This window comes from Nostocoides japonicum T1-X7 (genome assembly GCF_001046855.1).
Classification (GTDB): Bacteria; Actinomycetota; Actinomycetes; order Actinomycetales; family Dermatophilaceae; genus Nostocoides; species Nostocoides japonicum.
Genome location: NZ_HF570958.1, coordinates 4,495,713 through 4,507,013, shown reverse-complemented (window position 1 = coordinate 4,507,013; position 11,301 = coordinate 4,495,713). Strand labels below are relative to the sequence as shown.

The following is an 11,301-nucleotide window of genomic DNA, read 5'->3' as shown; positions in this document are numbered from 1 at the left end:
CGCCGCGGCCGTCCTCGGCGCCTTCGCGCCGGCGCTCCTGGCCCTGCTCCTCGCCGTTCTGCTCGTCGGCGTCGTCCTCGCCCCGGGGGCGGCGCGCGTGCGGGCCCTCCTCGCCCTCGTCGTGCCGGTCGCGCTCCTCGGCCCGTGGGGCGTCGACCTCGTCACCGATCCGGTGCGGCTGCTCGGGGGCCCAGGTCTGCTCGCCTACGGCAGCACCCCTCCGGAGCTGCTCCATCTCGCCGCGCTCGACCCGGGCGGCACGGCATACCCCTGGTATGCGACGCTTCCGGTCGTCGGCGTCGGCCTCCTCTGTCTCCTGCGCGGCCGTCGGCGAGCCCTGCCGGGGCTGGCGCTCGGGCTCCTCGCGGTGCTCGGCCTCGCCGCGACCCTCGTGGCCCCCCGGCTGCGGCTCGGGACGGTGCCCGTCGGGATGAGCGGTGCCGGCGAGCCGATCACCCCGTGGTGGGGCCTGCCGATGCTCGTCACGGTCCTCGCGCTGCTCGCGCTCGTCCTCGTCGGCCTCTCCGACCTGCCGATGAGCACGCGCCGCGGCGGATGGACGGCCCTCCTGCGCGGGCCGGTCGCCGCGGTGGTCCTCGTCACCGCGGTCGGTGGGCTCGCCCTCCATGGCTGGGACAGCGTGGCCGGCCTGCGCGCCTGGACCGACCCGCGGCCCGCCGTCGCCGTCGACCAGGCCGAGGGTGGCCTCGCCAACCGCTCGCTCCTGCTCCGCCCGGAGGGGAGCGCGATGGGGTACCGCCTCGTCGCCAAGGAGGCTCCCACCCTCGTGCGCGACCTCCCGACCGCCGACGCGCGGGGGGCCGCCCAGACGGCCGCCGTCGTCCGCTCGGTCGTCGACGGGACCGACGCAGCCACGGTCCACGGCCGGCTCCTCACCCTCGGTGTCGGCTTCGTCGGCGTGTCCTCCACGGCGGGCGAGGCCATCGGGCAGCGTCTCGACGCCACGCCGGGCCTGGTCCGCATGGGCTCGCGCGAGGGCTACGAGTACTGGCGGGTCCAGCCACCCGCCGGCGCGGCGAAGGCCACGGCCGTCGGCACCCCGCGGATGCGGCTCGTCTCCGGCGAGACGTCGACCGCCGTCGCCGTCACCGGCCAGCACGGGGCCACCTCGGCCTCCGTGTCGGTGCCGAGGGCGGCCACCCTCGTCGTGGCCCAGCCGGCCGAGTGGGCCTCGCGGGCGACCGTTCGCGCGGGCGACCGCGTCCTCATCGCGAGGACCGGTTCCGGTGCTCCGACGTATGCCGTGCCCGCCGGCACGACCCATCTCACCGTGTCCGTCGACCCGCCGCATCCATGGTGGCGTCTCGGACAGCTCGCCCTGCTGGTCCTCGTCCTCTACCTCGCCGTGCCGACCGGTCGCCGGACCGATCCCACCAGTCGCCGTCTGGAGCAGGCCCGATGAGCGCCGCAGGTCGTCTCGCCTGGGGCGTCGGCCGGCTCGTCCTCGTCGCGGGTGTCGCCGCGGGTGCCGTCCGGGTCGCCGAGACGACATCATGGTCTGCCGACCTCTCGACGGCCACCCGGAGCACGACGACGGGAACCTCGCAGACGACCGTCCGCGAGGCCGAGCTGATCTGCCCCGGGCGGGAGCTCACCGGCATACCGGGTGTCAGAGACGTCGCGACGCCCGGTCGGGTCACCGCAGCGGCTCCGCCGGCCGCGACCGTCACCCCTCTCCTCGGTCGTCCTCCGGGCGCGGGCACGCTGCACGTCGGCGCCCTCTCAGCGGGCGCGTCGACCGGGTCCGCCCCGTCCCCGTCCTCCGTCTCGGCGGGCCTGCCGGCGTCCGGTGCGGTCGCGGTCGGGGCGACGAAGGGACTGGCCCCCGGCCTCGTCGCGACCCAGGAGTGGTCGACGACGGGGACGTCCCTGCGCGGCCTGGTCACCGCCTCCTGCCTCGCGCCCACCGACGACGCGTGGCTCGTCGGCGGTGCGGGGGCGCCCGGGCGCCAGGAGCGGCTCGTCCTCGCGAACCCGGGGGCCAACGTCGTGACGGCCGACGTCGCGCTCATCGGCGCGTCCGGACCGGTCCGCAGCCCCAACGGCACCGGCGTCGTCGTCCCCGCCCACGGACGTACGACGATCCTGCTCGACGCGCTCTCGAGCACGGAGAAGTCGCCCGTCGCCCACGTGACGACGCGCGGGGGTCTGGTCTACGCTGCCCTCGCCGACACCTGGCTCGACGGCTCCGTCCCCGCCGGCGCGGACGACGTCACGCCGACGGCCGCGCCCGGCAGGACCGTCGTCATCCCGGCCGTGGCGCTCGCCGGTCAGGGCCGCCTGCGCGTCGCCGTCACGGGCTCCCACGAGGCGGTCGTCCAGGTTCGCACCCTCTCGGCCTCGGGCGGAGCGCCCCTGCCGAAGGGCGGGGTCGCGACGGTCGCCGGTCACTCCGTCGCCGAGTTCGACCTGTCCGGGGTGCCGGCCGGCACGTATGCGGTCCAGGTCACCTCCGACGAGCCCGTCGTCGCCGGAGCCGTCGTCTTCCGGCGGTCCGGCAGCGGGGTCGGCGATTTCGCGTGGTCCGCGGCCGCCGAGCCCGTCGGCGTGCTCGCCGGGACGACCTTCCCCGCCACCTCGGGACGTCCGCCGTCACGGACGCTCGGGCTCGTGAGCAGCGGTGCCACGGCCACCGTCGCCGTCACGGTGGTCGCCAAGGACGGCAGGGCCTCGACACGCGCGGTCGGCATCGGCGAGGACTCGACCGCCTCGCTCGCCCTGCCCTCTGGAGTGCGCGCGATCTGGGTGCACCGGACCGCGGGCACGGGTGCGGTGCGCGGAGCCGTCGTGAGCACGGTGCCGGCGAGCGGCTCGCCGCTCATCTCGGTCGTCGGGCTCGCTCCCGCCCCCCTCACCGCCGCCTCGACGGCGGTCGTCCCCCTGCCCTGACCGGCCTCGTCCGCGTCCCGGGTGCCTGGCGGACCTCATCCGGTCTCCGGCGCGCCGACCGGCTGCGTCTCGGGTTCCTGGCGCCCTGACCGGCTGCGTCCGGGTCACTGGCGCCCTGACCGGCCTCGGGCTGTTCCCTGCCGCTGGCTGCGGCGGCGTCCGACCGCGTCAGCTGCTGGGCTTCCTCCGCACGTGCCGAGTTGATGTCATTGCCCGGCCGGTTCGAGAGCATCAACTCGGCACGTGCGGTCGGGTCCTCACCGGATGCGCGGGGAGACGACATGAACTCGGCACGTGCGGGGTTGTCGTGGTCACGGAGGTGTTCCGAGCACGGAATGCCCGCATCTGCCGAGTCGTGCAGGCTCCCGAACGCTTGTGGGGAAGATGGCCAGAGCTATGACGCTGACCATCTTCCCCACAAGAATTCGACGCGTCGTCGCCATTCGCTGAGTGCTGACGGCCGTGGCCGTGGATGCCGGGCCCACTGTGCGGTCGGGTCCTCATCGGACGCACGGCGGACGACAAGAGCTCGGCACGTGCGGGTTGTCGTGGTCACGGAGGTGTTCCGAGCACGGAATGCCCGCATCTGCCGAGTCGTGCAGGCTCCCGAACGCTTGTGGGGAAGATGGCCAGAGCTATGACGCTAACCATCTTCCCCACAAGGATTCGACGCGTCGTCGCCATTCGCTGAGTGCTGACGGCCGTGGACGTGGGCGCCGGCTGCCCGGCCGGTTCGTGTGCAGGCTGGCCTACTGTGCGGTCCGGTCCTCGTCGGACGCGCGGGGAGACGACAAGACCTCGGCACGTGCGGACGTTCCTTCGCACGTGCCGAGTTGATGTCGTTGCGCGGCCGGTTCGAGAGCATCAACTCGGCACGTGCGGGGTTGTCGCGGTCGAGTTCCAGACCGGAGAGCATCACGTCGGCACGTGCGGGGTTGTCGTGGTCGCCGGGCGCTTCCGACCACGGAATGCCCGCACCTGCCGCATCGTGCCTCGGCACGTGTGGGGTTGTCGTGGTCGCCGAACCGAGTCGACCACGGAATGCCCACACCTGCCGGGAGGGTGGCGCGGTCAGTCGCCGTCGTCGAGCTCGCCCGGCGGCACGCCGAGGAGAGCGGCCACCTGCTCGAGGACCACCTCGTGGACGATGAGCGCGAGGTCCATCTCATCGCGGGCCTGAGCCTCGATGGGGCGCCGATAGACGACGATCCGGTGGGCGAGCCGCCCCTGCGCGGGGAAGTACCGGCCGAGGGGGGCCACCTGCTCCTCCCACGGCGCCGGATCGCTCGGCGGCACGTCCTCGACGGCGAACTCCACCTCGACCCGATGGTCGGCGAGAACCTTCTCGAGGCGGTCGGCGCTGTCGAGGACGAGCTCGTCGAAGGCCTCCCGTCGGCTCCGCATCGCGGGCACCCGCGGCCACGCCAGCGGGCCGCGGGGGCCGCGCTCGTGACGGTCGCGTCGTCTCACCTACCGCATGCTACGGCGTGGCTGCCGGGCCGCTGTCGGACCCGTGACCTAGCCTGCTTCCGTGAGCATCAGCCGTCAGTGTTCGCGCAACGCCTGCCGCCGGCCGGCCGTCGCGACACTCACGTACGTCTACGCCGACTCCACGGCGGTCGTCGGCCCGCTCGCGACGTATGCCGAGCCGCACACCTACGACCTGTGCGCAGTGCACGCCGAGAGCCTCACCGCCCCTCGGGGTTGGGAGATCGTCCGGCTCGAGGGGGACTACGTCGAGCCGCCGCCGACCCACGACGACCTGCTGGCGCTCGCCGATGCCGTCCGCGAGGCGGGCCGCGCACCCGTGGCACGGGCCGTCCCCCAGCCGGCCGAACCGGTCGCGGGAGTCCGCGAGGTGCTGCGCCGCGGTCACCTGCGGGTGCTCACCGATCACGACGCCTGAGCAGGGCGACCGCCGGAGTCCGCGAGGTGCACCGCCCGCGGTCACACGAGGGTCCTCGCCGACCACGACGCCTGAGCAGGGCGGTCGCCGGAGTCCGCGAACGGCACCGGCCGCAGCCACACGAGAGTCCTCACTGACCAGGACGCCTGAACAAAGCCGGTCGACCCGGCCATCGGGCGGTCGGGCCGTAGGATCGAAGGCCCGCTCGTCCACCCTCCCGGAGGTTCCCGCGTGCCCGTCGACCTCAGTCGCTTCGTCAAGGCCTACGACGTCCGCGGCCTCGTCCCCGACGAGCTCGACACGAGGGTCGCGTATGCCATCGGCGCCGCGTTCGCCGACGTCGTCGCCCTCGCCGACGGGGCGCCGGCCGTCGTCGTCGGACACGACATGCGCCCCTCCTCGCCCGAGCTGTCTCAGGCGTTCGCCGACGGTGTCGGCGCGGCGGGCGTCGACACGATCCTCGTCGGCCTCGTGAGCACCGACGAGCTGTACTACGCCAGCGGGGCCCTCGACGCACCCGGGGCGATGTTCACCGCGAGCCACAACCCCGCGGCATACAACGGGATCAAACTGTGCCGCTCGGCGGCCCGACCCGTCGGCCAGGACAGCGGCCTCGGCGAGATCCGAGACCTCGCCCAGGCCATGCTCGACGGCGCGACGGAGCCGATGACCGCCACCGTCCCGGGCGTCATCAGCCGGCGGGACGTCCTCGCCGACTACGCCCGGTTCCTCCGCTCCCTCGTCGACCTCCGCGGCGGCCGCCCCCTCCGGGTCGTCGTCGACGCAGCCAACGGCATGGCCGGGCTCACGGCCCCGGCCGTCCTCGGGACGGCCGCCGGGCTCGAGCCGCTGCCGCTGGAGCTCGTGCCGCTATACTTCGACCTCGACGGCACCTTCCCCAACCACGAGGCGAACCCCCTCGACCCCGCGAACCTCGTCGACCTCCAAGCCGCCGTCGTCGAGCACGGCGCGGACCTCGGGCTCGCCTTCGACGGCGACGCCGACCGGTGCTTCGTCGTCGACGAGCGGGGCGCCGCCGTCTCGCCGAGCGCCATCACGGCCCTCATCGCCGAGCGGGAGGTCGGCAAGGCCGTGGCATCGGGCACACCGGTGGCGGACGTGCGGATCGTCCACAACGTCATCACCTCCCGCACGGTGCCCGAGCTCGTCCGCGACCTCGGCGCCGAGCCGGTGCGCACCCGCGTGGGCCACTCCTTCATCAAGGCCGAGATGGCCCGGACCGCAGCGGTGTTCGGCGGGGAGCACAGCGCGCACTACTACTTCCGCGACTTCTGGTTCGCCGACACCGGGATGCTCGCGGCGCTCCACGTCCTCGCCGCCCTCGGGGAGCAGGAGGGCCCGCTGTCGCGGCTCGCGTCGGCATACGAGCGGTATGCCGCGTCCGGCGAGGTCAACTCGACGGTCGCCGACGTCCACGCCGCCACGGAGCGGGTCCGGGGGTATGCCGCGGACCGGGGGGCGACCGTCGACGAGCTGGACGGCCTGACGGTGAGCGACGCGGAGGGGCAGTGGTGGTTCAACGTCCGCCCGTCGAACACCGAGCCGCTGCTCCGGCTCAACGTCGAGGCGTCGGACGGCGCCGTCATGGCCCAGGTGCGCGATGATGTTCTGGCCATCGTGAGAGGAACCCCATGACCGAGCACATCGTCGAGCCCTGGCTCCGCGAGATCCTGCGCTGCCCCGCCTGCCGCGGCGAGCTCGCCGACGCCGGCGATCCGGCCGCTCCCGAGCTGGCCTGCACCAATGCCGGCTGCGGCCTCGTCTACCGGGTCGACGACGGCATCCCCGTCCTCCTCGTCGACGAGGCGCGGCGCCCCTGAGGCGCCGGCCGGTCCGCCGCCGATGATCGACGAGTCGCGGCTCGACGACCCGCAGTCCGTCGCGGAGATCGACCGTCGCGACGTGCTCCGGACCCTCGCGCTGGCGGGCGCCAACGTCCGGCGCACCAGGGTCCTCGCCCACGAGAGCGGCGTCGACCGCGTCGCGGGAGGGGATCGGCCCCGGGCGGTCCTCGTCGCCGCCGTCGGCGCGAGCGCGGTCGTGGGGGACGTCCTCGACCTGCTCGCCGAGGCCGGATCGCCCGTTTCCGTCGCGACGCGCCGCAACGTGCCACTCCCCGGATGGGTGGGCCCCCTCGACCTCGTCATCGCGATCTCCCAGTCCGGCCGTGCTCCCGGCCCGCTCGCCCTGGCCGCCGAGGCGGGCCGCCGCGGCGCGTCCCTGCTGACCGTCGGCGCCGTCGACTCACCTCTCGCCGATGTCGCGGCGCGGTACCGCGGCGTCCACGTCGATCCCGAGGGCGGCGACGCGACCTCCCGAGGCTCGCTGTGGTCGCTCCTCGTCCCGGCGCTCCTCGGTGCCGCCGCGGCGGGCGTCGTCGAGCCCATCGACGACCTTCTCGACGAGGTCGCCGACGCCCTCGACACGAAGGCCGAGGAATGCCGGCCGTCGTCGGAGTCGTTCGTCAACCCGGCGAAGATCCTCGCCGTCGGGCTCGGCGAGACGGTGCCCGTCGTCCTCGGCGACGGAGCGCTGACCGGCGTCGTCGCGGCCCGGGCGGCGGCCATGGTGAGCCGGACGGCTCGCATACCGACGACCTGCGGCGAGCTTCCCGACGCCGCCTCCCAGGTCGTCGCCGCCTTCGACGGGCCGTACGGCACGGGCGCCGTCGACGGGCGGGTCGACGACATCTTCGCCGACCCCTTCCTCGACGCCCCCGCCCGGCCGCGGCTCGGGCTCCTCATGCTCCGGGAGCCGCTGCCGGACCCGGTGACCGAGGCCGACGCGGCGCGCCACAACCTCGCCCAGGCGGTCGCCGACTCGGCCCAGGAGGCCGGCGTCAAGGTGTGGGAGCAGGTCGCGCCCGGCGGACCGCCCCTCGTCCGCCTCGCGGACCAGATCGCCCTCGTCGACTACACCGCGACCTACCTCGCGATCGGTCTCGGCCTCGACCCGGCCGGGTCGGCGCACGTCGCCGACCTCCGCGACCGGACCCGCTGATCGGTGGGCCCCGGCCGGCGAACAGTTCGGGCCGCGGCTCAGCGGGTGAGCGCGAGGGAGACGGCGCCGGGCAGGGTGAGCAGCGCGGCGGCCGGGAGGAGCAGTTTGCTGCCCCGGATCCCGCTGCCGACGACGACGTCACCGGCGGCCACGACCCGCTCGTCGACGAGCACCGGCCAGTCGTCCGAGAGGCCGACGGGCGTGATCCCGCCGTACTCCATCCCCGTGCGGCCCACGGCCTCGTCCATCGGCGCGAAGGAGATCCGGCGTACCCCGAGGTGCTTGCGGATGGTGCCGTTGACGTCGGCGCGGTCGGTCGCGAGGACCATGACGGCGGCATACGTTTCGACGTCCCCCCGGCGCCCTGCGACGACGACGCAGTTCGCGGAGGCCTCGGGCGCGACGTCGTATGCCGCGCAGAAGGCGGCCGTGTCGGCGAGGGTCGGGTCGATGGGGGCGACGAGGGCGGACGGCACGACGCCGACGGCAGCCGCGACGGGCGGGGCGAGCAGGTCCGCGCGCTCGACGGCAGGTGACCAGGACAGCGTTCCCCGGGCGGATGGCATACGACTCAGTGGCCCTTCCCGCCGCGACGCGGCACGACGTGCATGACGGCGACGACGACGGCGCCGAGGAGGAGCCCGAACAGCGCCGACCCGGCGGTGTTCGTCAGCCACCCGAGAACTCCGCCGAGCGCGCCCGTCGCGTCATGGACGGCGTGCTCCGCATGATGGACGAGTGAGTACGGCGCGTGGACGCCGAGCTCGTCGAGACCGACGAGGACGATGTGGCCGCCGACCCAGAGCATCGCCGCGACCCCGACCGTCGAGAGCGTCGTGAGGACCTTCGGCATCGCGGCGACGAGGCCACGGCCCAGGTGGGCGACCGCCCCGTCACCACGCTGGGCGAGGCTCAGCCCGACGTCGTCCATCTTCACGATGAGCCCGACGACGCCGTAGACGAGCGCGGTGATGAGGATGGCGACGATGACGAGGATGATCGCGCGGGCGAGGAAGGGCTCGTCGGCCACCTCGCCGAGCGCGATGACCATGATCTCGGCGGAGAGGATGAGATCGGTCCGCACGGCGCTGACGACGATCTTCTCCTCGTCGACGGCGGCGGCGCGCTCGGCATGGCTCGTGCCGGACGCCTTCTCCCACACCTTCTCCGCGCCCTCGAAGGACAGGTAGGTGCCGCCGAGCATGAGGATCGGCGTGAGGGCCCACGGGAGGAACTGGGAGAGGACGAGGGCGACCGGGAGGATGATGATGAGCTTGTTGCGCAGCGATCCCTTCGCGATCCGCTTGACGATCGGCAGCTCGCGCTCGGCGGCCAACCCATGGACGTAGCGGGGGGTGACCGCGGTGTCGTCGACGACGACACCGGTCGCCTTGGCGCTCGCGCGGGCGGTCGCCGCGCCGACGTCGTCGATCGACGCGGCCGCTGCCTTGGCGAGCAGCGCGACGTCGTCGAGCAGGGCGAACAGGCCGGCGGACACGCGGTAAGGCTACTGTGCCGGTGGCCTGCGAACCGTCTCCCGGGCCGGCCTCCGAGCGTCGCCGGCAGGTGAAGGGTGCCCCGGCGGGACACCCAGCGGGCCCTCAGGGGCCATCCAGCGGGCCCTCAGGGGTCGCCCAGCGGCCACCCAGGCGGGGGCCGCGCGAGTGTCTGCGCGGGTCCCCGGGCGAGGAGTCGCTAGACTGGCGGCCGCCGGCGCGGGAGATGCCCCGCCTCCACCGCGAGATGCCCAGATGGGCTGCGCCGGGTCGAGGAGCCAACCAGTCACCCTTCGGGAGTAATCCGCATGTCCTTTGACTTCACGGTTGCCGACCTGAGCCTCGCCGAGGCCGGCCGTCACCAGATCCGACTCGCCGAGCACGAGATGCCCGGCCTCATGGCGCTGCGCGCGGAGTATGCCGCCGCCCAGCCCCTCGCGGGCGCCCGCATCGCGGGATCGCTCCACATGACGGTGCAGACCGCCGTCCTCATCGAGACGCTCGTCGCGCTCGGTGCAGAGGTCCGCTGGGCCTCGTGCAACATCTACTCCACCCAGGACGAGGCCGCCGCGGCGGTCGTCGTCGGCCCGCACGGCACCGTCGAGGAGCCCGCCGGCGTCCCTGTCTTCGCGTGGAAGGGCGAGACCCTCGAGGAGTACTGGGCCTGCACGAACCAGATCCTCACGTGGCCGGGCGGCCCCGAGCAGGGCGCCAACATGATCCTCGACGACGGGGGCGACGCGACGATGCTCGTCCACAAGGGCGCGGAATGGGAGAAGGCCGGCCAGGTCCCGCCGACGACGGAGGACGACAGCGAGGAGTTCGGCGTCTTCAAGGCCCTCGTCCGCTCGACGATCGCCGAGGACCCCGGGAAGTGGACGGCCGTCGCGGCCCGGATCAAGGGCGTCACCGAGGAGACGACGACCGGTGTCCACCGCCTCTACGAGCTGGCCCGGACCGGTGACCTCCTCTTCCCGGCCATCAACGTCAACGACGCGGTGACCAAGAGCAAGTTCGACAACAAGTACGGCTGCCGCCACTCGGTCGTCGACGGCCTCAACCGTGCGACGGACGTCCTCATCGGCGGCAAGGTCGCCGTCGTCGCGGGGTACGGCGACGTCGGCAAGGGCGTCGTCGCTGCCCTCGCCGGCCAGGGCGCCCGCGTCGTCGTCACCGAGGTCGACCCGATCTGCGCACTCCAGGCCGCGATGGAGGGTCACCAGGTCGTCCGGATGGACGACGCGTGCGAGTACGGCGACATCTTCGTCACGACGACCGGCTGCTACGACGTCATCACCGCCGAGCACATGTCCCGGATGAAGAACAAGGCGATCGTGTCGAACATCGGGCACTTCGACAACGAGATCGACATGGCCGGCCTCGCCCGCATCTCCGGCATCACGAAGACCGAGATCAAGCCGCAGGTCCACGAGTGGACCTTCGCCGACGGACACTCGATCATCGTCCTGTCCGAGGGCCGGCTCATGAACCTCGGGAACGCCACCGGTCACCCGAGCTTCGTCATGAGCAACAGCTTCAGCAACCAGACGATCGCCCAGATCGAGCTGTATGCCAAGGCCGAGGACTACGTCGACGCCGACGGTCGCCCGACGGTCACCACGCTGCCCAAGGTCCTCGACGAGAAGGTCGCCCGGCTCCACCTCGAGGCGCTCGGCGTCCGGCTCACCGAGCTGACCAAGGGACAGGCCGAGTACCTCGGCGTCGACGTCGCCGGCCCGTACAAGCCCGAGCACTACCGCTACTGATACATGGGGGCTCCGCCCCCGGGTGTCCCCGGCAGGGGCTCTGCCCCCGCACCCCTGGATGTCGGTGGTGGCTAGCTCGATCACGTGGGGGCCTCGAATCCTCCCCTCGTCATTCGGTCGAGGCTTCGGTGCCCGTGCGGTGGGCGCTGGATACCTCGAGTCGTGGGTGCTCGGCTGGGTTGGAGGTATCTGGTGACCGGGT

At 73.3% G+C, this 11,301-nt stretch carries 9 protein-coding genes and 1 pseudogene; 7 read left to right on the top strand and 3 right to left on the bottom strand.

Features of this window, described 5'->3' with window-relative positions; translation table 11 throughout:
- Both BN12_RS20455 and BN12_RS24770 read left to right on the top strand, forming a co-directional pair.
- Window positions 1-1,423: pseudogene (locus BN12_RS20455) on the top strand (hypothetical protein); the annotation flags it as partial.
- Window positions 1,420-2,910, top strand: coding sequence for a DUF5719 family protein (locus BN12_RS24770; protein ID WP_048555352.1), 1,491 nt, complete (start codon window positions 1,420-1,422; stop codon window positions 2,908-2,910). The pseudogene BN12_RS20455 and the gene BN12_RS24770, both read left to right, overlap by 4 nt.
- 1,071 nt (window positions 2,911-3,981) lie before the next feature.
- On the opposite strand, the gene BN12_RS20445 is transcribed toward BN12_RS24770, so the two are convergent.
- The gene (locus BN12_RS20445; RefSeq protein WP_235432478.1) at window positions 3,982-4,380 is read right to left on the bottom strand and encodes a metallopeptidase family protein; all 399 of its coding nucleotides are present in this window, start codon (window positions 4,378-4,380) and stop codon (window positions 3,982-3,984) included.
- Window positions 4,381-4,441: 61 nt separating this feature from the next.
- On the opposite strand from BN12_RS20445, the gene BN12_RS20440 reads away from it, so the two are divergent.
- The 4 genes from BN12_RS20440 (at window position 4,442) to BN12_RS20425 (ending at window position 7,837) form a co-directional block, all read left to right on the top strand.
- Window positions 4,442-4,816, top strand: a complete 375-nt coding sequence (locus BN12_RS20440) for a DUF3499 domain-containing protein (protein WP_048555350.1) — start codon at window positions 4,442-4,444, stop codon at window positions 4,814-4,816.
- A 231-nt stretch (window positions 4,817-5,047) separates the two neighbouring features.
- Window positions 5,048-6,472, top strand: coding sequence for a phosphomannomutase/phosphoglucomutase (locus BN12_RS20435; protein WP_048555348.1), 1,425 nt, complete (start codon window positions 5,048-5,050; stop codon window positions 6,470-6,472).
- Window positions 6,469-6,657, top strand: coding sequence for a Trm112 family protein (locus tag BN12_RS20430; protein WP_048555346.1), 189 nt, complete (start codon window positions 6,469-6,471; stop codon window positions 6,655-6,657). The genes BN12_RS20435 and BN12_RS20430 overlap by 4 nt, the downstream gene beginning before the upstream one ends.
- A 22-nt stretch (window positions 6,658-6,679) precedes the next feature.
- Window positions 6,680-7,837, top strand: a complete 1,158-nt coding sequence (locus BN12_RS20425; RefSeq protein ID WP_048555344.1) for an SIS domain-containing protein — start codon at window positions 6,680-6,682, stop codon at window positions 7,835-7,837.
- 38 nt (window positions 7,838-7,875) lie between these two features.
- On the opposite strand, the gene BN12_RS20420 is transcribed toward BN12_RS20425, so the two are convergent.
- Together BN12_RS20420 and BN12_RS20415 are read right to left on the bottom strand one after the other, a co-directional pair.
- The gene (locus BN12_RS20420) at window positions 7,876-8,403 is read right to left on the bottom strand and encodes a YbaK/EbsC family protein (protein WP_048555343.1); all 528 of its coding nucleotides are present in this window, start codon (window positions 8,401-8,403) and stop codon (window positions 7,876-7,878) included.
- Window positions 8,404-8,408: 5 nt separating this feature from the next.
- Window positions 8,409-9,335: a DUF808 domain-containing protein gene (locus BN12_RS20415; protein WP_048555341.1), complete on the bottom strand. Its 927-nt coding sequence runs from the start codon at window positions 9,333-9,335 to the stop codon at window positions 8,409-8,411.
- A 306-nt stretch (window positions 9,336-9,641) separates the two neighbouring features.
- Between BN12_RS20415 and ahcY the strand changes: the two genes are divergently transcribed.
- Window positions 9,642-11,099, top strand: coding sequence for an adenosylhomocysteinase (gene ahcY / locus BN12_RS20410; protein WP_048555339.1), 1,458 nt, complete (start codon window positions 9,642-9,644; stop codon window positions 11,097-11,099).
- The last annotated feature ends 202 nt before the right edge of the window (window positions 11,100-11,301 follow it).

Excerpts from the sequence above, each read along its gene's own strand:
- BN12_RS24770 (WP_048555352.1), top strand. The coding sequence starts at position 1,420 with ATGAGCGCCGCAGGTCGTCTCGCCTGGGGCGTCGGCCGGCTCGTCCTC.
- BN12_RS20425 (WP_048555344.1), top strand. The coding sequence starts at position 6,680 with ATGATCGACGAGTCGCGGCTCGACGACCCGCAGTCCGTCGCGGAGATC.
- ahcY (WP_048555339.1), top strand. The coding sequence starts at position 9,642 with ATGTCCTTTGACTTCACGGTTGCCGACCTGAGCCTCGCCGAGGCCGGC.
- BN12_RS20420 (WP_048555343.1), bottom strand. The coding sequence starts at position 8,403 with ATGCCATCCGCCCGGGGAACGCTGTCCTGGTCACCTGCCGTCGAGCGC.
- BN12_RS20430 (WP_048555346.1), top strand. The coding sequence starts at position 6,469 with ATGACCGAGCACATCGTCGAGCCCTGGCTCCGCGAGATCCTGCGCTGC.